General features: G+C 58.6%; 20 protein-coding genes. 11 read left to right on the top strand and 9 right to left on the bottom strand.

The window, feature by feature from the left end:
• Positions 1 to 179 precede the first annotated feature (179 nt).
• The 5 genes from uvrA to VM554_04710 all read left to right on the top strand — a co-directional run bounded on the left by uvrA (position 180) and on the right by VM554_04710 (position 6,377).
• Complete coding sequence (uvrA, locus tag VM554_04690) at positions 180 to 3,101, top strand: excinuclease ABC subunit UvrA (GenBank protein ID HVJ07656.1); 2,922 nt, start codon at positions 180 to 182, stop codon at positions 3,099 to 3,101.
• A 1-nt stretch (position 3,102) separates the two neighbouring features.
• Complete coding sequence (locus VM554_04695) at positions 3,103 to 4,422, top strand: tetratricopeptide repeat protein (GenBank protein HVJ07657.1); 1,320 nt, start codon at positions 3,103 to 3,105, stop codon at positions 4,420 to 4,422.
• Positions 4,423 to 4,455: 33 nt separating this feature from the next.
• Positions 4,456 to 4,920: a hypothetical protein gene (locus VM554_04700; GenBank protein ID HVJ07658.1), complete on the top strand. Its 465-nt coding sequence runs from the start codon at positions 4,456 to 4,458 to the stop codon at positions 4,918 to 4,920.
• 184 nt (positions 4,921 to 5,104) lie between these two features.
• Positions 5,105 to 5,629, top strand: a complete 525-nt coding sequence (locus VM554_04705; GenBank protein HVJ07659.1) for a hypothetical protein — start codon at positions 5,105 to 5,107, stop codon at positions 5,627 to 5,629.
• Between the two features lie 103 nt (positions 5,630 to 5,732).
• Entirely contained in the window at positions 5,733 to 6,377 is a 645-nt protein-coding gene (locus VM554_04710; protein ID HVJ07660.1) for a SprT-like domain-containing protein, read from the top strand.
• Between the two features lie 17 nt (positions 6,378 to 6,394).
• Here VM554_04710 and VM554_04715 read toward each other — a convergent pair whose 3' ends face one another.
• Positions 6,395 to 7,180, bottom strand: coding sequence for a prolipoprotein diacylglyceryl transferase (locus VM554_04715; protein HVJ07661.1), 786 nt, complete (start codon positions 7,178 to 7,180; stop codon positions 6,395 to 6,397).
• Between the two features lie 59 nt (positions 7,181 to 7,239).
• Between VM554_04715 and hpt the strand changes: the two genes are divergently transcribed.
• Both hpt and deoC read left to right on the top strand, forming a co-directional pair.
• The gene (gene hpt / locus VM554_04720) at positions 7,240 to 7,803 is read left to right on the top strand and encodes a hypoxanthine phosphoribosyltransferase (protein ID HVJ07662.1); all 564 of its coding nucleotides are present in this window, start codon (positions 7,240 to 7,242) and stop codon (positions 7,801 to 7,803) included.
• A gap of 63 nt (positions 7,804 to 7,866) precedes the next feature.
• Positions 7,867 to 8,616: a deoxyribose-phosphate aldolase gene (gene deoC / locus VM554_04725; protein HVJ07663.1), complete on the top strand. Its 750-nt coding sequence runs from the start codon at positions 7,867 to 7,869 to the stop codon at positions 8,614 to 8,616.
• Between the two features lie 93 nt (positions 8,617 to 8,709).
• Here the strand turns inward: deoC and VM554_04730 are convergent, their stop codons facing one another.
• The 4 genes from VM554_04730 to VM554_04745 form a co-directional block, all read right to left on the bottom strand.
• Positions 8,710 to 9,948 (bottom strand): ABC transporter permease, encoded by a 1,239-nt coding sequence (locus VM554_04730; GenBank protein ID HVJ07664.1) that lies wholly within the window; start codon positions 9,946 to 9,948, stop codon positions 8,710 to 8,712.
• Positions 9,949 to 10,000: 52 nt separating this feature from the next.
• Positions 10,001 to 11,254 (bottom strand): ABC transporter permease, encoded by a 1,254-nt coding sequence (locus tag VM554_04735; GenBank protein ID HVJ07665.1) that lies wholly within the window; start codon positions 11,252 to 11,254, stop codon positions 10,001 to 10,003.
• Between the two features lie 80 nt (positions 11,255 to 11,334).
• Complete coding sequence (locus VM554_04740) at positions 11,335 to 11,931, bottom strand: 3-hydroxyacyl-CoA dehydrogenase NAD-binding domain-containing protein (GenBank protein ID HVJ07666.1); 597 nt, start codon at positions 11,929 to 11,931, stop codon at positions 11,335 to 11,337.
• Between the two features lie 3 nt (positions 11,932 to 11,934).
• Entirely contained in the window at positions 11,935 to 12,087 is a 153-nt protein-coding gene (locus VM554_04745) for a hypothetical protein (GenBank protein HVJ07667.1), read from the bottom strand.
• Positions 12,088 to 12,346: 259 nt separating this feature from the next.
• On the opposite strand from VM554_04745, the gene treY reads away from it, so the two are divergent.
• Positions 12,347 to 15,328 carry a malto-oligosyltrehalose synthase gene (treY, locus tag VM554_04750; GenBank protein HVJ07668.1) on the top strand — a complete coding sequence of 994 codons (2,982 nt, stop codon included), beginning with the start codon at positions 12,347 to 12,349 and terminating at the stop codon, positions 15,326 to 15,328.
• Here the strand turns inward: treY and malQ are convergent.
• Both malQ and VM554_04760 read right to left on the bottom strand, forming a co-directional pair.
• The gene (gene malQ, locus VM554_04755; GenBank protein ID HVJ07669.1) at positions 15,325 to 16,851 is read right to left on the bottom strand and encodes a 4-alpha-glucanotransferase; all 1,527 of its coding nucleotides are present in this window, start codon (positions 16,849 to 16,851) and stop codon (positions 15,325 to 15,327) included. The genes treY and malQ overlap by 4 nt on opposite strands.
• 105 nt (positions 16,852 to 16,956) lie before the next feature.
• Positions 16,957 to 18,930 carry a peptidyl-prolyl cis-trans isomerase gene (locus tag VM554_04760; protein ID HVJ07670.1) on the bottom strand — a complete coding sequence of 658 codons (1,974 nt, stop codon included), beginning with the start codon at positions 18,928 to 18,930 and terminating at the stop codon, positions 16,957 to 16,959.
• Positions 18,931 to 19,626: 696 nt separating this feature from the next.
• Between VM554_04760 and VM554_04765 the strand changes: the two genes are divergently transcribed.
• The 3 genes from VM554_04765 to VM554_04775 all read left to right on the top strand — a co-directional run bounded on the left by VM554_04765 (position 19,627) and on the right by VM554_04775 (position 22,694).
• The gene (locus VM554_04765) at positions 19,627 to 20,247 is read left to right on the top strand and encodes a hypothetical protein (protein HVJ07671.1); all 621 of its coding nucleotides are present in this window, start codon (positions 19,627 to 19,629) and stop codon (positions 20,245 to 20,247) included.
• 158 nt (positions 20,248 to 20,405) lie between these two features.
• Positions 20,406 to 21,497, top strand: a complete 1,092-nt coding sequence (locus tag VM554_04770; GenBank protein ID HVJ07672.1) for an SLBB domain-containing protein — start codon at positions 20,406 to 20,408, stop codon at positions 21,495 to 21,497.
• A 15-nt stretch (positions 21,498 to 21,512) separates the two neighbouring features.
• Positions 21,513 to 22,694: a glycosyltransferase gene (locus VM554_04775; GenBank protein ID HVJ07673.1), complete on the top strand. Its 1,182-nt coding sequence runs from the start codon at positions 21,513 to 21,515 to the stop codon at positions 22,692 to 22,694.
• A gap of 78 nt (positions 22,695 to 22,772) precedes the next feature.
• Here VM554_04775 and VM554_04780 read toward each other — a convergent pair whose 3' ends face one another.
• Together VM554_04780 and gmd are read right to left on the bottom strand one after the other, a co-directional pair.
• The gene (locus VM554_04780; protein HVJ07674.1) at positions 22,773 to 23,738 is read right to left on the bottom strand and encodes a GDP-L-fucose synthase; all 966 of its coding nucleotides are present in this window, start codon (positions 23,736 to 23,738) and stop codon (positions 22,773 to 22,775) included.
• A gap of 118 nt (positions 23,739 to 23,856) precedes the next feature.
• On the bottom strand, positions 23,857 to 24,942 hold the full coding sequence (gene gmd / locus VM554_04785; GenBank protein HVJ07675.1) for a GDP-mannose 4,6-dehydratase: 1,086 nt from the start codon (positions 24,940 to 24,942) through the stop codon (positions 23,857 to 23,859).
• Between the last annotated feature and the right edge of the window lie 185 nt (positions 24,943 to 25,127).

Consider the following 25,127-nt stretch of genomic DNA (forward strand, 5'->3'; position numbering starts at 1 on the left):
GGTGGCGCGTGCCGCTCCCGCGCCACTGCTTTCCCCTCCCGGCCAATCGGCCATTTGACTGCGCCAATCCTTATAATTTGCGTTCGCCGATCCTTATAATTGAAGGTGGACGAGTATGGCTGCTGGCATGGAGACACCGCCTCCAGACGCCGCGGACGTATGAACCCCAGGATATCCATTTGACCGATCAGATCATTATTCGCGGAGCGCGAACCCACAACCTGAAGAACATCGACTGCGACATTCCCCACGGAAAGCTGACGGTCGTCTCCGGAGTCTCGGGCTCGGGCAAGTCTTCGCTTGCCTTCGACACCATCTATGCCGAGGGGCAGCGTCGTTACGTCGAGTCGCTCTCGGCCTATGCGCGGCAGTTTCTGGAGCGGATCGAGAAGCCGGATGTGGATCTGATCGACGGCCTTGCTCCGGCCATCGCGATCAAGCAGAAGAACTCCACGCGCAACCCGCGCTCCACCGTCGCCACCGCAACCGAGATCTACGACTACATGCGCCTGCTGTATGCGCGCTGCGGCACCGTGCACTGCGTTGCATGCGACGGCATTGTGAAGCGCGACAGCGTGGATGAGATTGCCGCTGCGGTGTTGGCCCTGGGCGAAGGTACGCGGCTGCACGCAATCTTCCCAGTTGCGTCTGCACTGCCTGCTGCGCCAACCGAAGCACCGAAGCCAAAGCGCGGCCGCAAGGCAGCAGAGAAGCCAGCGGAGACGCTCTCCGAATCGCTAAAGGAGCGACTCGCTGAACTACGCCGCCGCGGCTTCAACCGTCTCTACCAGAACAACACTATCTTCGAGTTCTCGACGCCAGAGTCGCTGCTGGATCTCGACTTCACACTGCCGGTCTTCGTTCTTGTCGATCGCATCGTCGTGTCTCCAGAGAATCGCTCGCGTATCGTGGACGCGGCCGAGATCGGCTATCGCGAGTCCGGCGAAATTCTCTATGAGATCGTTCCCCGCGAAGAGGATGGCGCCGATCGTCAGCGCTTGCGCTTCTCCATGGTCTTCGAGTGCAAGACGTGCCACCGCATCTATCGCGAGCCAGAGCCGCGCCTGTTCTCCTTCAACAATCCTTATGGAGCCTGCCCGCGCTGCCAGGGCTTTGGCAATACGATCGACTTCGACCTGGACCTGATCATTCCCGATAAATCGAAGACACTCGAAGAGGGCGCAATCGATCCCTGGACGCGGCCCAAGTATCGTCCGTACTACACAGAACTGAAGCGCTCGGCGAAGTCCCTGGACTTGCCGCTCGATGTTCCCTGGCACGACCTCAGCCTGGAGCAGCAGGATACGGTGCTCCACGGCAAGGGGTCCTTCGCCGGCGTACGCGGCTTCTTTGATTATCTGGAGCGCAAGAAGTACAAACTGCACGTTCGCGTCATGCTCAGCAAATATCGCGGCTATGCATTGTGTCCGGAGTGCAAAGGTCAGCGTCTGCGTGCCGAGGCTCGCGCCGTGCGGCTCTCGGGAAAGAATATCTGCGAGGCCGCCTCGCTCACTATTTCTGCTGCCAACGAGTTCTTCGGCTCGCTGAAGCTGACACCGATGCAGCACGAAATTGCAGGCAGCATCCTGGGCGAGGTTCGCCAGCGTCTGCATTTCCTCGACGCAGTCGGCCTGGACTACCTCACGCTCGATCGCCTTGCCTCGACGCTCTCAGGAGGTGAGTCGCAGCGCATCCAGCTCGCCACGTCGCTCGGCTCGCGGCTGGTCGGAGCGCTCTACGTGCTGGATGAACCGTCAATCGGCCTGCACCCTCGCGACACATCGAAGCTGATTCGCATCCTGGAGGAGTTGCGCGACCTCGGCAACACAATCCTCGTTGTGGAGCACGACCCCGACGTGATCCGCGCCGCGGATTACCTGCTCGATCTTGGTCCGGGCGCGGGCGAATTCGGCGGGCGTCTCCTGGCCGCGGGTACGGTCGCCGAGGTTGAAGAGAATCCTGACTCCATCACGGGCCGCTATCTGAGCGGACACCTCACCATTCCGGTACCATCGCGCCGCCGCGAACCTGGCCAGGAACGCCTGCTGCTGCGGGGCGCGCGCGCTCACAACCTGAAGAGCGTCGACTGCGAAATCCCGCTGGGCATGCTGGTCTGTATTACAGGGGTCTCGGGTTCCGGCAAATCGACTCTGGTACACGATGTTCTCTATCGTGCCGTATCGCACGCTCTCGGCAAGAATGAGGGTGGAGATCCGACCGGGCTGTATCGCGATCTCAAGGGTGCGGATCGGCTCAATGACATTGTGCTCGTCGATCAGACGCCCATCGGACGGACTCCGCGCTCGAATCCGGTTACCTATATCAAGGCCTTCGACAGCATTCGGGAGCTGTTTGCGGCGCAGCCGGAGGCGCAGCGCCACGGCTATACGCCCGGCCACTTCTCCTTCAATGTGCCGGGTGGCCGCTGCGATGTGTGCAACGGCGACGGCACCGTGACGGTGGAGATGCAATTCCTCGCGGATGTTGAGCTGCCCTGCGAAGAATGTAACGGTACTCGTTACAAATCATCCGTGCTCGACGTCAAGTACAAGGGCCGCAATATCCATGAGGTTCTTTCCATGACGGTGAAGGAGGCTCTGCGCTTCTTTGCCGGTCATCCCCGCATTGTGGACAAGCTGAGCGTGCTCGAAGAGGTCGGGCTGGGCTATGTGCGGCTGGGGCAGTCCGCCACCACGCTCTCCGGCGGAGAAGCGCAGCGCGTCAAGCTGGCCGCGCACCTCTCCAACGGGCGCTCCAACAGCGAGCGCAGCGCCGCGAAGAAGGTCCGCAGCCGCGTACTGTATATCCTGGACGAGCCTACGACCGGATTGCATTTCGACGATGTCAGCAAACTGCTGATGTCCTTTCGCAAGCTGATCGATGGCGGCGGGTCGCTGGTGGTCATCGAGCATAATCTGGACATCATCAAGTCCGCGGACTGGATCATCGATCTTGGACCGGAGGGCGGAGCGGCCGGCGGGCAGATTGTAGCCACCGGTACGCCGGAGCAGGTTGCGCAGTGCGAGCAATCCCACACCGGCCATTGGCTCGCCCGCATGCTTGCTCCCCAAACCCAACCAGCAACCGAAGTGGTGGTGTAATGTGAAGAATCTCTCTCGAATTTTCCTCTTCAACCTGTTGCTGGCAGCTCCGGCAATCGCCCTGGGACAACAGTCCCCGCTGCCGCCGGGAACGCATATGCCGGACGAGGCAGAATCCGCTCCCGCTGCGAGTGGACTGTCTGGCATGGAAGAGAAGATCGCGCAAAAGGATCTGGTGGGCGCTCGCACAGCCCTCAATGACTACCTGAAGCAACATCCCTCGGATGCAAAGGCGCTCTTTGACCTCGGATATGTGGAGGAATTGGGCGATCACAACGATCCGGCAATAGCCGCCTACAAGCAGGCCATCGCGGCTGATCCGAAACAAATGGAGGCACAGCTTGCCCTGGGACTGCTGCTGGCGCGCAACGGCAAGCCCGACGAGGCACGGCCCTATGTCGAGGCCGCAACGCTGCTGGAGCCGGCCATTCCCAACACCGACCTGCAGGCGCGGGCCTGGCGTGCCCTGGCGCAACTGGACCGCACGTCAGATCCCGCCAAGGCAAAATCCGCGCTGCTGCAGGCTCTCAAGATCAGTCCGGAATCCACAGACGATACCCTGCTGACAGCGGAGATTGCCGAGGCCAGCAACGATCCGGAGATCGCGGAGAACGCCTATCGGCGCGTGCTGGCGGCTCATCCGGAATCCTCCCCTGCCATCGCCGGACTGGTTCACCTGCTGCTGGCGCAGAAGAAGTACGCCGAGGCAGAACCCCTTCTGCAAAGTGCGCTGGACCGTGACCCGGACGACCCGGCTCTTAACGGACAATGGGCAGCCACCCTGCTGGCCGAGAACAAGCCGGAGCAGGCCATTGCCACGCTCGAAAGGCTCCACCAGGCACATCCCGCTGACCCCGTCGTAGGCAGAATGTTTGCCGAAACGCTCTCCCGTACCGCGGACTACGCGAAAGCCGATGCCATCTACACGGAGCTGCTCGCCCAGGCTCCCAACGACGCCGATCTCCTGTCCGGACAGGGCGAATGCCTTCTCCACCTGCAGAAGTATCCCAACGCGATTGCGGCATATCAAAAAGTAGTGAAAATCAGGCCCGAGGATGGTGACGCGTGGGCAGGATTAGCACTTGCATCTTCTGAGGCAAAGCAGTACGCTACCACCCTTGATGCACTGTCGATGAGGTCAAAATATTTAGCCGAAACCCCAGCGACCTACTTTCTAAGGGCAACGGCATACGATAACCTGCATCAACAGAAGGCAGCGGTTGAGTTTTACCAGAAATTTCTGGCAGCCGCACATGGAAACTTCCCCGACCAGGAGTGGCAAGCCAAACACCGACTGGTTGCTCTTGGCTATACGCGTTAACGCTTGTGACCGTCGCACCTTAGGAGGTGCGTCATGCGGTTCATGCCAGGATTCGCTCTCCTCTGCTCGATATCACTCACATGGGCGCTTTCCCCTTCCTGCGCCCTCGCAATCGATGAAAAACCATCGGATCAACAAGCCATTGCGGCTCTCATTCAAAGGGCAGCTCTAGCTCAACCTCGCGAACAGTGCTTCCTCTACGCCGAACTTGTCCACCAGATGACGGAATTGGCCGCCCGGCAACTCGCCGCCGGGGATGTGGACATGGCGGACGTCACGCTGAACACCGTGCAGCAATACGCCGACAAGATTCACATGGGGATCGCAGAGGATACGAAACGCCTGAAGAACGCGGAAATTCTGATGCGTCACACCAGCTTCCGGCTCAAGGAGATACTCTATGGAGCCTCGCCGGATGACCGCCCCAAGCTGCAAGCTACGCTCAAGCGGTTGGATCAGGTGGAATCAGAGTTGATGCTCCAGGTATTTCGGCACTAAGTATTTCGGCGTGCTCCAGCATGCAACTGTCTCCAAAGCAGACGCCGGTGGATAGCGGTAGTTAACGGTCTTCAAAGCCGGAGGCGTGGCAAAGCCGGAGACGTCGCGTTAAGATCTTGTCATCCCAAGGAAGCCATGAAAACGGCATTGGAGCCAACTCCGCCTTGGTGGGAAGATAGGATTCATGCCTCGCTGGACATACATGCTGATGCTCTTCCTCGCCGCGGTTCCCATGTGGCCACAAAGCCAACAGGACCCTCTCACCGACAGGGAGACAGAGCAGATCCGTGAGTATGCGGATCGGCCGCCGGAGCGCATCAAGCTCTACTTGAAGTTTATCGAGCAGAGAACCTCGGCCATTCATCAGCTATCGACAGATGCCAGGGACCGCGGCCACGGCACAAGACTTCGCATCCTGATCGAGGAGTTTACAAGGCTGGTCGACGAGTTGCAGGACAATCTGGACGTCTACTCGAAGACCCATGCCGATGTTCGCAAGACATTGAAGGAAGTCATCGAGACCAGTGGCAAATGGCCCGTCGTGCTCAAGGAGGCACCTCCGGATCGCGCCTACGATTTCTCGAGAAAGACCGCACTGGACGCCGCGGACAGCGCCAATGACGAGGCCAGGAAGATGCTGGCCGAGCAGGAACAATACTTCGCGGAATTGAAGGGGAAGAATAAGAAGAAGGATGCAAAACCGGAGTGAGCGCCTGCCCCACTGGTAGCGCGCGAAATGACATCGCGAAATGTGCTAGGCTCAGGCAAGAGTGAATTCCGAGCTTTTCAGTTTGTTTGAACGGGAGTATCGCGTGCTGCGTCCGCGTGCCCCGATACCGCCCTTCGACGTCCGCTTCTACCGCTTTACCAGCTTGAACACCACGATCCGTCTGCGGGAGGGGCGTATTCGCGTGCATCTCTCCGATCTTCTGGAGGGTGCTCCGGAGCCTGTTCTAACCGCGATTGCTCACATTCTGCTGGCCAAGCTCTACCGCAGGCCCATCGAGCCCGCGCACGCGGACCGCTACCGTCGCTTCACATCGAGCGAGGCAGTTTTACGCCAGACGGAGTTGATCCGCCAATCACGCGGCCGAAAGAGGATACTCGGCGCGCAAGGCAACCACTACAACCTGGAAGAGGTCTTTGAGGGCCTGAATGCCAGGTTTTTTAACGGGTTGCTTGGGCGTCCCCTGCTGACCTGGAGCGGACACACGGCCCGCCGCTCCCTCGGCCATTACGACTCAGCACACAACACGATCGTCGTCAGCCGGATCTTCGATCGCCCCAATACTCCGCGGTTTGCCATCGAGTATCTGCTCTTCCACGAGATGCTTCACCTGAAGCATCCTGTAAAAGTCCGTGGCGGCCGCCGCTGTGTCCACGGCCGCGAGTTCCAGGCCGAGGAGAAGCTTTTTCCTGAGCTCCAGCAGGCGAAGGATTTCCTGAAGAGTCTGTAAACAGACCTGCAGGCTTCCTAGCTTCGCGGAGCCACGGCCGCACTCGCAGCAGGTACAGCGATTCCTTTCGTACGACGCTCTGCCCACACGATGAGCAGCCCGCCGGCGATCACCGAGCCCAGGCTGGCAAGCTGAGCATTGCTCATGCCCCAATAAATGCGGGGATTAATCCGGATAAACTCGACCATGAATCGGGCAATACCCGTCAGCACCAGGTACTCGCCGGTCAACTGCCCCAGTGGCTTTTTTGTGGCCCCGCGACGCCACAGGATCCAGCCAATCAGAAGTCCAGCAATCAGCTCATAGATCGGCGTAGGATGCACGCGCTGCGTGGTCGGCACAAGCCCATTGGGGAAGCTCATGCCCCATGGCAGATTCGTCGGGATGCCGTAGTCCCCGTCGCCAGAGGTCAGGCAGCCCAGGCGTCCCACAGCATAGCCAATGGCTGCAGCGGGAGCACATAAGTCCAGCATCCTCAATGGACTCACCTTGTAGACACGCCCTTGCCACAGCAGCGCCAGAATCCCCCCGACCAGCCCGCCAAACCAGGCGAAACCCGAGCGGTCGAACAGCAGCGCCAGTGGGCTGGCAAACAGGAGTTGCGGAGTCTCCAGCACGTGCCAGAGCTTCGCGCCGACAACCCCCGCCACCGTGGACACCGCCACGATGCCGATTGCGTCCGCAGAAATGCCCCAGCGAACAAAATTCCTATGCAGGACCCAGCAGCCGCACACAGCCGCAAGCCAGAGCATTAGGCCGAAAGTTCCTATCGAGAGTGGGCCAAGATGAAGGAATGGGTACATGATTATTGATCTATTGAGTATAGTCCTGTACAGCGCTTTTGGAGATACTGGAGACAGCCATGACGACCTCCCCCTCTGCTCCCTTCAAAACGCCCTCAGGCCTCGAAGTTCTTTACAATCGCGATCAGATCCACGCCCGCATCCAGGAGCTGGGCAAACAGATTACCCACGACTATGCAGGCAAAAGCATCGTAATGGTAGGCGTACTGAAGGGTGCGACGTTGTTTCTTTCTGACCTCGCTCGTGCAATAGGAGTCGATTGCACCTTTGACTTCGTTGCAGTTAGCAGTTACGGCAAGGGCTTGCGCAGCAGCGGAGCCGTCAAGCTCATCAAGGATCTGGACAACCCTATCGAGGGGAAACATATCATTGTAGTAGAGGACATTCTCGACACAGGCCTCACACTCAGTTACCTGCGCAATCTGTTTCTTCAGCACCATCCGAAGTCTCTGCGCATAGCAACTCTGCTCGACAAGCCCACCCGGCGTCTGGAGAAGATCGAAGCCGACTACATAGGTTTCAGCATTGCAAACCAGTTTGTGGTGGGCTATGGCATGGACTACGGGGAAAGGTTCCGCAATTTGCCGGACATCTGCGTTCTTCTCCCCAGCCATCCCGAGTAGAGGGCAACATTTCGTTTTCTCTCCCCGGAGGTCATTGCCTGGCCGGGGCCAAGGAGTAGATGCGTGGCAACAAAGTCTATCGAACCTGAGGCATCTTCTGACTACTCAGGATTTGACTCGAGAGCTTTCACTCTCCATGCCCTGTCGGCGTGGCCCCATATGGCCGCGATCATCGATCACACCCTGCTGAAGCCCGACGCTACCCGCGATCAGGTTCTGAAGTTGTGCGAGGAAGCCGTCGAATACCGATTTGCATGCGCCATGGTCAACCCGGTTTGGGCGGCTGAGGCACAGTCCGCCCTGGCAGGAACCGGCGTTCCAGTGGGCGTTGTCGTCGGATTTCCACTGGGTGCTTCCCTCTCCAGCAGTAAGCGGGAGGAGGCCGTCGCGTTGTTGCGCAAAGGTGTTCGCGAGCTGGATATGGTAATCAGCATCGGGATGCTGAAATCCGGCATGAATACGCTGGTGCAGCAGGACATACAGGGAGTCGTCGAAGTAGCGCATGATGCGGGAGCCATCGTGAAGGTGATTCTGGAGACCTGCCTGCTGAGCCTGGAAGAAAAAATCCGCGGCTCAGAGCTGGCCATAGGTGCGGGCGCGGACTTCCTCAAGACCAGCACGGGCTTCTCCACCGGCGGCGCGAATGCCGTAGACATTGCCCTTCTGCGCGGAGTGGCCGGAACACGTTGCGGAGTAAAGGCATCCGGCGGCATCCGCACGCTGGCCGAGGCCCACGCGATGCTGGAGGCGGGAGCGACGCGCATCGGTGCCAGCTCCGGCATTCACATCCTCCGCGAGATGGGCGCGAAATAAACACAGCCAGTTCAGGTCAAAAAACAGCTAGTTTGCCCAGTCAGCGAATCCTCAACCGCCTTTGCTGACCGGCTCTCTGGACTTTACGGCTGACTACTCATACCGCAATGCCTCAATGGGGTTCAGATTTGCAGCGCGAATGGCGGGGATCATGCCGCTTACCAGCCCCACGAGCGCAAGGATGCCGGTGGCCACCAAGACAATCGCAGGCGAGATGAGCAACTGAATATCTGCGGCTTCCGCATTCGTGGCAATGGCGCTGTAGAAAGTAATGCGCCCCACGACAATCGAAACGGTATACGCCAGCACAATGCCTGCCGCGCCACCGATGCTGGTAATCACCAGTGCCTCCGCGAGAAACTGCAGCAGGATGTGACGTTTTCTGGCGCCCAGAGCCTTCTCCACGCCAATCTCTCGCGTGCGCTGTTGCACGGCAACCAGCATGATGTTCATCAGCCCGATTCCGGCGATTCCCAGGGTGAGCGCGCCAATGAACGTCAGCAGAACCTGCAGACCGGCCGAGAGGATGCGGAACTCTTTCAATTGTTCCATCAGATTGGCAACGAAGATCGCATTGCGGTCCGACGGGCGGAAACGATGCAACTCCGCCAGGGTGTTGCGTACGGCCCGCTCCGCCGCCATGTGGTCGCCGGTGTAGCTCAGCCAGATGCCGTCCAGATACTTGGTGTCCTTGAGATCGCTCATGGTGCTGAACGGCACATAGATCTGGCGATTGTTGTCGTTATCGCCCTCCTGCATCTTCGGCTTCAGCACGCCGATGACGGTGTAGCCCGTGCCGTTCAGCCGAATCCGCTCGCCGAGCGCGTAGGCTCCGGAGAAGAGCTTCGTCTTCGCCTCCGAACCAATCACTGCTACGTGATTCCGCTGGGATTCATCTTCGTTGGTATAGAAGCGGCCCGATTCCAGGTCGAGCACCATCACGTTCCTGATGTCCGGCCACTCTCCGTTCACGGACCAGGTAAAGCTGTGCAGCTCATTCTGCACTGTCACATCTTTTGAGACCATGGGGACGATGTGCTCCAGCCCCGGAACAGAGGCCCGCAGGCGCTCGACGTCGTCCTGAGTAAAGCGCACCTTCACGCCAGCCTTGGTTCCTCCAGCCTGCTCGCCGGTAGTGCCGGGAAACACGCCGATCAGGCGAGTTCCAAATTGCGCAAAGATCGTTTCAAAGGCGCGTCCAAAGCCGGCTCCATAGGCCAGCAGGAGCACAACCGTGGCAATACCCCACGCCATGCCGATCATGGTGATGGTGGTGCGCCTCCGGTTGTAGATCATGGCCTCGTAGGCCTGACCCAGTATGTCGCGAACCATGCTGCTCCTATCTCGTCTTCGCATCTCTACAGGATGATGGTGTTTCCGCAATCTACTCGCGTCGCAGCGCCTCTACCGGCTCCAGCATCGCGGCTTTGCGCGCCGGGTAAAGTCCCGCAACAATTCCGCTGAGTGCCAGCGAACCCAGAGCCAGCGCCGCCGACCATGGCACCAGCCGCGGAGGATCAAAGCCCTGAAAGCCTTCGCCAACGACCTTCTGCAGCATGGCCATCAGCGCTGCTGCTCCGGCAATCCCTATCAGGCCGCTGACGCCGGTCAGAACCACCCCCTCCAGAAAGAACTGCATCAGGATGCTGGTATTCGTGGCTCCAATCGCCTTGAGCAAACCTATTTCCCGCGTTCGCTCGCTAACCGAAACGAGCATGATGTTGATGATGCCCACCGCCCCGAGCGCCAGCGTCACGATCCCTACCCCACCGAGGAATACGTCCATGGCATCGAATATCTTGCCAATGATGTGCTCTTCCTTGATGGTGTCCCACTCGTCGAAGGCTTCCGTCAGGGACGGATCAAAGCCATGTCTCCGGCCGAGAATCGCATGCGCCGAGGCAGTCGCCGCTGCATTTTCGCCCCGCAGGCGCGGCTGGTATTGGATCGAGGTCACGGCGTCGGCGGGAAGATTGTCTCCGAGGATCGGGAACATCTCCAGCATCGTGCTCAGCGGAATATAGACCTTCTGGTTGTCAAAGTCGTTGTTGCCACGGCTGATGTTGTCCACAACGCCGATCACCAGAAACCGCGCGCCATTCAGAGTGACGGACTCACCCACTGCGGGACGTCCAGGAAAGAGCAGCGCCGCATTCTTCCGCCCCAGTACGACGACCCTGCGGCGCTCATCCAGATCCGAGCGATCTACAAAACGACCGAATTTGATGGGGACAAAGCGGATTCGTGGGAAATTCGGCTGCACACCCAGGACCTGTCCCCCGGCACTTGCGTACTGACTGACTTCCTTGATGTCGTTGCGCGTCAGCATCGCCGTTGCATCGCGTATCTCCGGCGAGGTAAGCATCTCGGCTTCATCTCCCAGCGTGAGCCGGTAACGACGCATCCCCGTGTGCTGGTTGGGGAGAGCCGGAATGGTTCCCCCGAAGTTCATGATGAGGTCGTTGCCGAGCTTGGCGAGCTGCCTGCGCTGGCCCGAGCGAAACCCTTCCCCCATGCCGATGAGCAGGAGCATCGAGCCGACGCCCCACGCAATCCCGAACATAGTGAGAAAGGAGCGCAACTTCGAGGACCAAATCGCACGGAAGACCTGCCCGAGAGTGTCTCCTGGACTCTGCATAGCACTGTACGGATCTACGCGAAAACGCCGCTCCTGGTTCCCTGCAGTTCTGTTTCCCCACAGCCGGGTCTACCTGGAAGTTATTGTTTCGTGGGCTGGGGCGCGGGCGAAAGCTCTCTCCACTCGTCCGTGCGGACCGTCGTTCGATGGCCCAGGGCTGCCCAGAACGCCTGCACAGTCGCGACCACGTCGGGCCGCGTCCTGGTTGTCTGGACAATCTCAATCGATTCCGGCAACTCCGCCTCGCCAAGAAAAACCGCCTTGAGCTGGAAAGCGACGCATTGATCCGGCCTGTAGGTGCAGGAGGCAAGGTCCCCGATACTGAGCGCGACCGTCGGCGTTCCGAAGATCGTATGCGGAGGCGCCATGCGGTCCAGCAGGCTGAAGATCTCGAGCTTCGACTCCAGTTCGTCAGGAACGCAATCGATCACCAGGTCGGCAGTGCGAACCGCACCATCGAGCGTGGTGGCAAACTCCAGCGAACCGGAACCTGCACTGGCCGTTGCCGTGCCACCGTCCCTTGACTGGAGCTGCTCCAGGTGAGCTACGGCCTGACGCATATTCCACGGCATTACGTCTTCCAGAATGGTTCGAAACCCCGCCCGGGAAGAGAGCCACGCGAGCCTCCGGCCCAAAGGACCGGCTCCAATTACCGAGATCGTTTTAAGGTTGCTCACGGTCTACTTCGAGTCCAGTACGGCAACAACCTTGTCAACGCTGGGGTCGGTGTTCTTCAGGTACTCGCTGAGCCGCTTGCGCTCTTCTGGAGTAAGGGTTGGCGCCAGCGCGAGGATCCGACGCAACGTGGTCGTTACGTCATCGACATAATTCATCAAACGAATTGCTTCACCGGAAAGTGGCATCTTGCCCCCGAGATTTTAAGTATCTATGTAGCCATTCTCAGGCGTCCGCGCCGATTCGTAAAGGTCCACCCACGAACGGGCGCCCCGGCAGCCACGCAAGAAGAACATGGTTCTCGCTTTCTGCATCCTAACGAGGGAAACAGGGCGCCTCGTCTCCGTTCCCCCAGCCCTGGTCGCCCAGGCCTCCGGAGAGCAACCCAAACACGCAATGAGCGGGAAAGATGTGCGAATGAGAGATTGCATCGATCAGGTTGTCGCCAGCCAGGTTCACGCGCCCTTATCCACCTACCGACTGCAGATGAATGCTGGCTTCACCTTCCGGCATGCAGAGGCCCTGGTTGGTTATCTGAAGCGGCTGGGCATCAGCGCTCTTTACGCTTCACCAATCTTTGAGGCACGCCCCGGCAGCTTGCATGGCTACGACATCACGCGGCATGATCGCCTGAATCCCGAACTCGGCGGCGACGAGGGCTTCGCGCGTCTCTCCGCATCGCTGCAGCAAGCCGGCATGGGCCTGCTGCTCGACATCGTTCCCAACCACATGGGCGTCGGAAATGATTCCCACTGGTGGCGCGACGTGTTGGAGAATGGGCGATCCTCGCAGTATGCCGAATACTTCGATATCGACTGGACACCTCTCAAACCCGACATGCAGGGCAAGCTGCTTCTCCCCATCCTTGGCCGGCAATATGGAGAGGAGCTCGAAAGTAAGCGCATCCAGCTTGGCCTCGACGACGGACGCATCCAGGTCCACTACTTCAACCAGACCATTCCGCTTTCGCCGCGCACTCTGCCACTGATATTTCCTGCTTCGGAGGAGGCCGACTCCCCTTTGACGCAGTCCTTTCGCGATCTACTCAAGGATCTGCAGCATATTCCTCCGCATGACACGGCCGATCCCACGCTCGCCGCACAACGCCGCAAGCAGCTCGCCGAGTTGAATCCCCGGCTCAGAGAAGCTTTGCAATCTCCTGAGATCAAGCCCATCGTTCTCCGCACGATCGAAGAGATCAACGGAGTGGAAAACGATCCACGAAGCTTCGACCGGCTGCATACCCTGCTGGAGGCGCAGCCCTACAGGCTTGCCTTCTGGCGGGTCTCCGCAGAGGAGATTAACTACCGCCGTTTTTTTGACATCAATGACCTCGTCGGCCTGCGCATGGAGAACCCGGTGGTCTTCGCCGAAACTCACTGCCTGGTGCGGAAGCTGCTGGCGCAGCATCAGGTCATGGGACTCCGCATCGATCACTGCGATGGCATGTTCAACCCGCGCCAGTACCTTATCCGGCTGCAGTTGCTCTATGTTGCCAGCCAGTGCGCCGGCGAATCCGCCAGCGAACCAACCGCGCCCAATGGCATCGAGCTCTCGATTCGCGAAGCACTGCGCGGCTATGACTGGACACGCAGTCGCGGGCCTCTCTATGTCGTCGTCGAAAAGATTCTCGAACCGCGCGAATACATTCCGCGCGAGTGGCCGGTAAGTGGAACCACGGGTTACGACTTTATCTTCCTCGTCAATGAAGTCTTCATCCAATCCAGGAACGAGCGCGCCTTCAACGAAACGTATACCCGCATTCTGGGGGAGACGCGACGTCCCGATGAAATCATCTATCGCTCAAAATTGCAGGTGATGCAAACCGCGCTTGCCAGCGAGGTTTACGTGCTGACCAACCTGCTCAGCCGGCTCGCATCGACAGATCGCCGCGCCCGCGACTTCACCGACAACATTCTTGAAATCGTCATCCGCGAAACCATCGCCTGCTTCCCTGTCTATCGCACCTACATCGACGACCGCGGCCAGTACACGGATCGTGATCGCGCATTCATCCACTACGCCATCAGCCGCGCAAAGCGCCGCAATGCCAGCATCGATGCCTCCGCCTTTGACTTTCTGCGAGAGACCTTGCTGTTGCGAGGATTCAACAGCACGCCGCAGCAGGAGCGGGTCGAGGATCGCCAGCTTTACTTCGCTCTCAAGTTCCAGCAGCTTACCGGGCCGGTGATGGCCAAGGGCGTGGAGGATACCGCGTTTTATGTCTACAACCGCTTCCTCTCCGCAAACGAGGTAGGAGGCTCGATAAAAGTCTTCGGTATCCCGGTAGACACCTTCCACTCCAGCAACCGTGAGCGCCTGGAGAACTCCCCCGATTCGATGCTCCCCACCTCCACCCACGACACCAAGCGAAGCGAGGATGTGCGCGCCCGGCTGAATGTGCTCTCCGAACTTCCCATACAGTGGTCGTCAATGGTACGCCGCTGGCAGCGAATGAACGCGCGCTATAAGCGCACGCTTGAAGATGGGCGCGTGGCGCCTGATGCCAACGAAGAATACATGCTCTACCAGACCATCGCGGGAAGCTGGCCCTGGCAGATGACAACTCCCGAACATCGCAGCAACTTCTTGAGCCGCTTGCAGGAGTATGCCACGAAGGCGCTGAGTGAAGCCAAAGTCAATCTAAGCTGGATCAATCCGGATCCCGCCTATGTCGAGGCGGTACAGGGATTCCTGCACGACATCCTCGTACCCTCCGGCCGACGCAGCGAGACACGATTCGTCGAGTCGCTGGCTTCGATCCTGCCGGTGCTGCAGATCTTCGGCGCCATCAACTCCCTGGCCCAGATCGTGCTCAAGATTGCGTCTCCCGGAGTTCCTGACTTCTACCAGGGAAATGAGCTCTGGGAGTTATCGCTGGTCGATCCGGATAACCGCAGGCCCGTTGACTACGACCTGCGAAACCGCTACCTGGATTCGCTCGATCAGATGGCTCGCGAACAGGGTGCACTCCACGTGTGCGAGGAACTGCTGCGAACCTTGCCCGATGGGCGAATCAAGCTCTGGACGATGCAGCGCGCGCTCGCGTTACGGCAGCAGGAGCCTGCGATCTTTCAGCGAGGAACCTATGTTGCGATTTCCGTCACGGAACCGAAGTACGCCGAGCACACCATATCCTTCCTCAGAAGCAGCAGCGAAACCGGGAAGAGCGTGATCGCCGTCGTCCCCCGCTTTGCCTGCTCCATGATGAACGGCAAAGTGCAGATGCCGTTGGGAGGCGCCTGGGGAAAAGCGGCCCTCGCTCTGCCCGATGGTGCCGCGAACGAGTACACCAATGTACTTACCGGCGAGACCTTCAGCGCAGACAAGGATCATACTCTGCGCCTGAGCAGCGTCTTCGCGCACTTCCCTGTCGCGCTACTCGTCAGCACACCTTAGTGGCTGTCTTCCTTCAGTGCTTCGCTGGAAGCAGCGTCCCGGTCCGAGACCTCGGTAAGCGCCGCAAGCCGCGTTGCGAGCGACTCCGTCAGAACGCCCTCGGGGCATCGCCAGCACCAGTTCGCATCAGCTCTGGATGGCGTATTCATGCGCGCATCGGATCCCAGATCGAGAACATCCTGCACCGGGATCAGGCAGATATCCGCGACGGACGTAGAGATGGCGCGAATCATCGACCATACGGGCCCGTCGTCTCCGGGAGTGAGATATGCGATGGCCGCAGCCTTCTCTTCTTCATTCGTCAAGGACTCCCACCAGCCGCGCGAGGTGTCATTGTCATGCGTTCCTGTATATGCAACCGTATTTGTTACGTATTTGTGCGGAAGATAATTATGCGCGCCCTTGTTTCCGAAGCCGAATTGAAGAATGCGCATACCCGGCATTCCGAACTGCTCGCGAAGGCGCTCTACCTCCGGCGTAATCAAGCCCAGGTCTTCGGCGATAAAAGGCAGATCCCCGAGAGCTTCGCGCAGCCGCGCAAACAGCGCCTCGCCGGGAGCCGGAACCCATTCTCCATGGACTGCCGTCTCCTCCGCCGCCGGAATGGCCCAATATGCCTCAAAGCCGCGGAAGTGGTCCAGGCGAATCACGTCATAGAGCGAGTGCGCACGACGAATGCGGCTCACCCACCAGTCAAATCCGCGCTTCTCCAGAACGTCCCAGCGATACAACGGATTGCCCCAGCGCTGCCCTGTCTTGCTGAAGTAATCCGGCGGCACACCGGAGACGCGTATCGGCCAGCCATCCTTGTCGAGCTCGAAGATATCGCGGTTGGTCCAAACATCCACGCTGTCGTAGTTCACGAAGATGGCAACATCGCCGATGAATCTCACTCCCCGTTTGAGTGCGTAGTCGCGTAAGGCAGACCATTGCTCGTCGAAAGCAAACTGGATAATCCGCAGCACCGTCAGTTCCTCGGCTGCGTCCTTCCGCAGCTTTTCGAGTGCCTCCGGATGCCGCTGCGCATACTCCTCAGGCCATGCCTTCCAGCTATTGGTCCCTAACTTCCTTGCCAGCACAGCGTAGAGAACGTAATCGTCCAGCCAATCCTGATTGTCCCGGCAATATTGCTCGAAGCGCTTCCACTGTTCGGATTTCTTGTGCGTGAGGAAGTTGCGAGCAGCCTCGTCGAGCAGAGGTAATTTGGTCCGCTCCACATCGTGAAAATCCACCTCTCCAGAACGCCCGCGCATCCCTGCCAGCCGTTCTCCCGCAATCCAGCCCCAATCGGAAAGATGCTCCAGACTGATCAACAACGGATTGCCGGCAAAAGCGGAGAGGGTGGCATACGGCGAATTCCCAAAGCCCGTCGGCCCCAGCGGAAGCACCTGCCACAATCGCTGTTTGGACGCAGCAAGAAAATCGGCAAAGGCATAGGCCGCAGGCCCCATGTCACCGATACCACCGTAGGAAGGCAGAGAAGTAATGTGCAGCAGAAGTCCGGAAGAGCGCTCAAAGGGCATGGGGGTATTGTTCCGCACATGGGTCAAAAGGAAAAGGCCCGCGACGGAGAAAGATTCCAAATCGCGAGCCCGAGTGTGTGCTGCTGTATCTGCTGCTTAGGACTTCTAGCTGGGGGAACCCGGCAACGCCGCGTTAGGCGCCTTCTTTGCTAACCGGATTCGTCCCTCTTTTTGATACTTTTCCTGAAGCGTCGTCACAAAGACCGCGAACATTTCTTCACGCCTCTGATCGAGAAGAGAGTCCCGGGTCTGCGGGAAGTTCTTCGCAATCTCGTCCGCCGTCGGCTCCTCGCGGTCGATGATCTTTGCCACGATGCCTGCACGTCCCGTATTGATGGGGGTGCTGATCGCGCCCGGCTGCAACTTGAAGAGCGCAGGGGCGGCCGATGCAAGCTGCCCTATTTCGGGAACCTGCGCATCCTGCCCCACCAGGTCGCTGGTCTTTACAGTTGCGCCCAGCTCCTTGGCTGCCTTTTCCAGATCGTTTTCAGTGTGGGCCTTTTCTGCCAGCGCCGTGGTTTTGCTGGCCAGCAACTGGGGCAGATTCTGGTCCCGATAATCTTCGAGGATGTGCGCCTTGTACTCGTCGAAAGTTGGCGCGTGAGCAGTCCTGACCGCTGTAACCTGGAAGATTCCATAGCCTTCGCCGGTTGTGGCCACTTGCGGAGCCGCTCCCGACTTCACGCCAAATGCCTGTGTCAGCATCTTCGATCCATCAGCCAGCCCGGGGATGACCGCAGTCTGCTCCAGATAGTCTGTCGTTACCAGCGGAAGATGATGCGCGTCCGCAGTCTTCTGCAGGCCATTCTTTTGTGCTTCGGTGGCCAGTTGCGAGGCCAGATTCTGCTGCAACTGCGCTTCCTTCTGACGCGTGAGAGTCGCCTCGATCATCGGACGAACCTCATCCAGCGTCCGAGTATGAGCGGTCTGCTTCTCTTCCACCTGCAGGATGTGGTAGCCGAACTGAGTCTTTACCACGTCCGACGTCTGCCCTGCGCTCAACGAAAAAGCAACTTTGTCGAACTCGGGAACAGTAGCTCCGCGCTTCAGGAAGCCGAGCTCGCCGCCCTGCTCCTTGCTGCCCGGATCGTCGGAGTTCTTCCTGGCGAGATCCGCAAAGTTCGCCCCTGCCTTGATCTGCTTGAGGATCGCCTGAGCCTTCTGCAGGGCCGCGGAGTTTGCTGCCGCATCCGCTCCAGGGGGCGTCTTGATAAGAATATGGCGGACCTTTACCTGCTCGGGTACGTCAAATTCAGTCTTGTGCTGGTTGTAGTACTGCTGAATCTCCGCTGCGCTCACCTGCGGCGTTCCGCCGGGAACCTGCCCCTCGCCAAAGGCGACGTACTGCAGTTTACGGGCTTCCGGAACGGCATTGGCATACTTCGCGGCGTTCTGCTTGAAGAATGCCTGCAGTTCGCTGTCGCTGGGGTTGATCTGCTTGCGCAGGTCATCGCCATTCAGCACGGCATAGGCGAACTTGATCTTGGTTCCCTGCTGACGGTAGGCGTCGCGAACCTCACCGTCGGAGACGGTGGCGCTGCCAGTCACCATCGCCCGCAGGCGGTTCATCTGGATTTCCTTCTTCAGCTGCTTCTCAAAATCTTCGCGCGATATGCCAAAGTTGTCCTGGATGAGCGCTGCATACTTGTCATCCCCGATGTACTGGCCATTGGGAAACAGGACCATTCCAAACTGACCGGTGTGCAGGAATTGACGGACATCCTCGTCCGTAACCTTCAAACCGAGACGATCCGCCTCCAACAGCATGACTGCCTGCTGGATCAGCCCCTGACCTACGCGCTGAATCATGAAAGGCAGCACGAAATCGGGCAGGCGCTGCTGCTGCAATTGCCGCGAAGCCGCCTGTTGTACCTGGGCATTGGTGATCTCAGTGGAGGGCCCGAAGACGCGGCCGAACAGACCGCCACTATGCACGGTGGCGTAGGTATCTGCTGCACCCGAGGAGTCCTGGAAGATACCAGGGACCAAGGTGATGACCATCGTAATCACGGCCAGGCCGATAATGACTATGAATATGCCCTTGATCAGGCGACTGTCTCTTTGGAGAAAGCGAATCATTGTGTGGGTAAAACCTTTGCCTGAGTGTCTTAAGTTGTTCGAACAAATGACCGGAACTAACCAACACCGCAGGAATCTTTCGCATCTATATTAGGGTGCGTAAGAAATTATAAACCAGCGGATTCGGCCCTGCGGCGAGGATACTGAAAAGCTGCAATTCCGATCCATTTCATCTTCATTTAACTTCTATAAGGGAAACTGACAGCGCAAACCTGAATCGGGCGTACGTTGAAATGTTTAGACTTCGATAACGTTTTGACATACACTCTTGGTTAAGTAACCGGGGCTCAGTAACCAATTTGGGGCATTCAACCGGTTCCAAATCTGTAGTATTTGTAGTTATCGATCCCCAGTCGCAATACAAGGATTGGGCCCAGATTTCCGGAATCGTTCCGTGTTCCTAACCACTTGGGTTACCGAGCCGGCATAAATGCCTGCCTGGTGTCCCCAAACAGCCTTAATTTAGTCTCCGTCGTATCGGATTGCAGATTAGGTACCCCCACTGGAAATTGGCCAGGTGATCGGGGATCCTTCCAAAATTCTCCTTGGCACTAGGTTACTATCGGGACAACAGGTTCCAAGGTGAAGGGCATTTATGACTTTGAGTTGACGATATTCGTGCCTGGAAAGTGTCTCGAATCAGTACAGCACGGTTAGCGAACCGCAAAATCCAACATTGATGATGGGCGACTAAACATGCGACTTGTCTCTAAAATGCCGATGTTCGTACTCCTGTTTCTCTTTACTATGGGGACCATTCACGCGATCGGTCAGGTTACGGCCGCAGCGCGAGGTGGCGGTAACCAGGCGAACGTCTTTGGTATGTTCACGGCCAACCACCCCGACTACGATCAACCTTATACCTATGGAGGTACGTTCGGTGCAGATTACCGGTTCGGCAATCTGCACTTAGGCCAGCCTGCAGTCGCCGCACGCATCAGCATTGTGCCAGGCGGCATCGTGGGTGAAAACACCTACCTGTTCGGACCGGAATGGCATTTCCGATTCCGGCGCTTCCGCCCCTACGCCGATTTTCATATTGGGTATGCAAGCATCTCTTATAGCAAGAACCGGACCGAAGAAGCATTAGCCGGCATCAGCAGCAGGAGCGGCAGGGCATATGAGTTTGGCGGCGGTGTCGATTATCGTTTGAAGCGTAGGTTCGGGCTGCGTATCGTCGACTTTCAATACCAGGACTGGAACGTCGGTACCGGAAATGTGTTCCGCCCAGGCGAAAAGAAGCCCCCGGTTATTAATGGAAGCATCACGTATTCGCCGTACCAGATCAGTGGCGGCGCTTACTTTCGATTCCACTAGACTGCACGAGCTAGCCCGGACGCCGGGCTAGCTCATTCTCCCCTCCGATGTAGGCCCTCAAAAGGGCTTCGCTGCCTGCATCTGCGCGTCCTCGAGACGTGCTGGTGACGCAGCCATCCCCGTCCCCTGGAAGTGTTATTCTCTCAATCATGTTGCCTGTGAAACCATCTATCTCCCTCAGCTATACTCCTCAACCGGTGTGGCCTGCGAAGAGCGCGGCAACCGCGCGCACGTGGGGAGATCGTTTCAAGTTCAGCGTCCTCTGCTCGCTCACGGCGACGATGATGGTGCTGTCCGCGAGTTCGCCTAAGAGCCTGGCACAGGCTGTCGGCGGATCCGCCGCACCTGCAGCAGCTCCATCTGTCACCTCAGCCCCCCAGAATCCCACTGCGGTGGCTCCTCTGGGATCATTTGGTGTTCCAGCGGGGCTGGGAGACGGCCCAATCCTGCCGGGAGATACCGTGGAAGTGCAGGTATACGATGCTCCGGAGCTCTCGGTGAAGGCACAGGTGTCCCAATCCGGCGACATCCCGGTTCCGCTTCTTAGCGTGTTTCATATTGCCGGACTGACCTCGACAGAGGCCGCCGCGGCACTCGCCAATGAATTCAAGACCCGCAATTACCTGCAATTCCCCAATGTCCTGGTAACCGTGCAGCAGGCGGCCAACGGAGTGACCGTGGCAGGCGAGGTACGATCGCCTGGGATTTATCCGGTCAGCGGCAAACATCGGTTGATCGATGTGCTGACTCGCGCAGGGGGACCGACGGACCTGGCCGCGCATGTTATCGAGGTCACCGGCCCGGAAGCGAACCAGATTCAGCGCGTCGTCTGGGACCCGACTTTTCAGGAGAATCCCGCCACCCGCGTCTATCTTCAGGCTGGACAGACGGTGCTGGTCGGCAAGTGCGGCGTTGTCTACCTGGGTGGAAACCTGGTGAAGCCGGGCTCCTTTCCCCTCTGCGCATCGCGGCATACCACGGTATCCCAGGCGATCGCACTGGCTGGCGGTGTAAAGCCCGCCTCGTCGGCAAAGAAGACCGTCCTGCTGAGGACCGAGGAAGGAACTCGGAAGGTGCGTGTCATCGACGTCGAAGCAATACTTCGCGGCAAGGCCCCGGACTTTACGCTCAACAGCGACGATATCCTCTATGTTCCTGGAAGCGCGCTCAAGGCTAGTGTGAATATCGTGGTTCCTGCCGCGTTGAATTTCGCTACCGCGGTCGGCGCATATCGTCTCCAGCAACCATAGCCCCCAGGATTCCGCATGCGCGTGCTGCAAATTATCAGCTCGGTAGCTGTGGGCCTGGGTGGCGTCCTGGAGAGCGTTCGAATGCTTTCTGAGGACTGGACGAAGTCTGGTCACCAGGTCGAAGTAGCCACCCTCGATCCCCCGGGCTTCGCGGATGCGCTCGCCTTTCCGGTGCGCGTGCATACACTGGGGCCATCGCGCACCAAGTATGCGTATTCCAGCGCATTCTATCCATGGCTCCGCGAGCATCATCACGAGTACGACATCGTGCTGGTGCATGGCCTGTGGCAATATCACACTTTTGCCTCGTGGCGCGCACTACATGGTCAGGCGACGCCCTATACCGCCTTTACCCACGGTATGCTCGATCCCTATTTCAAACGGCGGTTTCCGCTCAAGCACCTGAAGAAGTGGTTGTTCTGGCCCTGGAGCGAATACCGCCTGCTGCGCGATGCCAAGGCAGTCATGTTCACCTGCGAGGAAGAGAAGGTGCTGGCTCGCCAGTCGTTCTTCCTTTATAAGGCGCATGAGCTGGTCGTGGGATTGGGCACAAAGCAGTCTCCCTTTCCTCTTCCGGCGGCGCGAGAGGCGTTTTTGAACCGCTTTCCGCAGCTTCGCGAGAAGCGCCTCTTGATTTTCATGGGCCGTCTGCATCCCAAAAAGGCCTGCGATCTCCTGCTCGAAGCCTTCAGCTCGACGTTGGCTGCGGACCCGTCATGGCAGCTTGTTATGGCAGGTCCCGATCTCGATGGATGGGGCCCAACGCTCCAGCAGCTTGCCAGCCAGCTCCAGATTCAGGATCGCGTGACCTGGACGGGAATGTTGCAGGGAGAGTTGAAGTGGGGTGCGCTGGCGGCCTCCGAGGTCTTCGCCCTGCCCTCGCACCAGGAGAACTTCGGCATTGTGGTTGCCGAGGCCCTGGCATGCGGCCTGCCGGTCCTGCTATCGGATCAGGTCAATATATGGCGCGAGGTCGAGTCCAGTCAGGCCGGGTTCGTGACCACCGATACGCGCTCCGGCGTAGAAAAAGCGCTGACGCTGTGGAGCCGGCTCTCAGAGACCGAGCGGCTGGAGATGCGCAGTCGCTGCCTTCCCTGCTTCCAGAGGTATTTTGACATCCACACGGTCTCGGCATCTCTAATGCAGACGCTCGAAGGGATCGTGGATGCTTCCCGGACAATGCCGCAGTCTGTCTAGTTTTGAGTAGAATCCCCGCGCCGCCATTCCGCTAAGGAAGGCGACGCTTGAGGGGTTCCATATAGGCGCAACGGTAATTTACATCGACACCAGTTGCAGCCTGGCCGACTCGTAGGTGCGCCGGATTCCATCTTCGAGGCTCGTCCTGGCATGCCAGCCGAGCTTGTGGATGCGGCCGCTATCCATCAGTTTGCGCGGAGTTCCATCGGGGCGCGAGCTGTCGAATTCCAGCCTTCCGTTATATTCGAAAACCTTGCAGACCAGTTCGGCCAGTTCGCGGATGGTCAGGTCTTCTCCGGTGCCAATGTTGATGAGCGGCGGCTCGTCTTCCTTGAGCAAGCTTCCGTATACATCGTCCGAAAGGTTCATCAGGAAGACACAAGCCTCGCCCAGATCCTCGCTATAGAGCATCTCGCGCCGCGGAGTGCCCGTTCCCCAGACGGTGATGCTCTCTGCACCGTGCGCCTTGGCCTCCACTACCTTGCGGATGAGAGCCGGCAGCACATGCGAGTTCTTCAGGTCGAAGTTGTCTCCCGGCCCATAGAGATTGGTGGGCATGGCAGCGAGATACCGGGTGCCATACTGACGGTTGTAGGCCCAGCACATCTCAATCCCCGCGATCTTGGCAAGCGCATAAGGGCGATTTGTTGGTTCCAGCGGCCCGGTCAACAGGTGCTCTTCCTTCATGGGTTGCGGGCACATCTTGGGATAGATGCAGCTCGACCCGAGAAAGAGCAGACGCTCCACACCCACGCGATAACTGGCATCGATTACGTTTGTCTGGATCAGCAGATTTTCACGAATGAAGTCCGCCGGATACGTATCATTGGCCAGAATGCCGCCGACCTTGGCAGCCGCGAGAAAGACATACTTCGGCTGTTCGCTCGCAAAGAATTCCTGCACAGCAGCAGCGTCGGTCAGGTCCAGTTCAGAGTGCGTGCGCAATAGCAGGTTGTGATAGTGCTGGCTCTCAAGCGCGCGACAAATCGCGGAGCCAACCAGACCTCGGTGTCCGGCAACATAGATTCGGCTATTCTTTTCCAACTCCCTGCTCCTTTAGGGCTCCGTCTGGCATTTCGCGGATCGCTGATTTCTATTCCGGTAGAGCGGCTTTCCTTAGGAAAGGCCGCTCTACTCAGGAACCCGCGAAGTGACGGATCGTTTACGATTCGTGCTGCTCGAAGGCTGCGTAACCGTGCTTGCGGACGAGCGCATCCCGCTCGGCGGACTTGAGATCTTCCGTCACCATCTCTTTGACGAGGGTGCGGAATTCGATCTTCGGAGCCCAGCCCAGTTCCTTGTGTGCCTTGGAGGCATCGCCAAGCAATGTGGAAACTTCAGCGGGGCGGAAATAGCGCGGATCGACCGCCACAATCACGTTCCCCTTGTCATCCGTGGCCGTCTCGTCTACCCCTGAACCCTGCCAGGTTATAGCAATCCCGAGGTTCTCCGCAGCCAGCGTGACAAAGTCGCGAACGCTGTACTGAACTCCGGTCGCAATCACGTAATCGCGAGCCTCTTTCTGCTGCAGCATCATCCACTGCATCTCGACGTAGTCGCGGGCATGTCCCCAGTCGCGCAGCGAGTCAAGGTTGCCCAGGTAGAGGCGCTTCTGCAACCCCAGCTTGATGCGAGCCATCGCCCGGGTAATCTTGCGCGTCACGAAGGTCTCACCCCGCAGCGGCGACTCGTGGTTGAAGAGGATGCCGTTGCAGGCATACATGCCATAGGATTCGCGGTAATTCACCGTAATCCAGTAGGCATAGAGCTTCGCCACTCCATAGGGAGAGCGCGGATAGAAGGGCGTCGTCTCCTTCTGCGGCGTCTCCTGCACCAGACCGTACAACTCCGACGTAGACGCCTGGTAGAAGCGGGTCTTGCCGCCCAGCTTCAGGATTCGCATCGCTTCCAGCAGCCGCAGCGTGCCCAGCGCATCCGAGTTCGCCGTGTACTCAGGCTCTTCAAAAGACACCTGCACGTGGCTCTGGGCAGCGAGGTTATAGATCTCATCGGGCTGCACTTTTTCGACGGTGTGGATCAGGCTCGAAGAGTCCGTTAGATCGCCATAGTGCAGGAAGAGCCTCTTCGACTCCTCATGCGGATCCGTATAGAGATGATCGATGCGATTGGTATTGATCAGGGACGTCCGCCGTTTAATGCCGTGGACCTCATATCCCTTCTTCAGCAAAAACTCCGCAAGATAAGCACCATCCTGTCCTGTAATTCCCGTAATCAGGGCTTTCTTCAAGCTTCACCACTCCTATTTTGTTATGTTTGCATGCAAAACATGACCGGTATCGTGCCTGCTAATAGTGCAAGCGACTCGGTGCTCGCCTTATTTTAGGCCAAGCATTTGAAATTAGATGCAATCCGCCAGCCGGCAGACGTTTTTCACGCCAGATGTTGCGCATAAATTATTGAACATAATGCGCA

Origin of the sequence: Acidisarcina sp. (genome assembly GCA_035539175.1) — a bacterium.
Classification (GTDB): Bacteria; Acidobacteriota; Terriglobia; order Terriglobales; family Acidobacteriaceae; genus JANXZS01.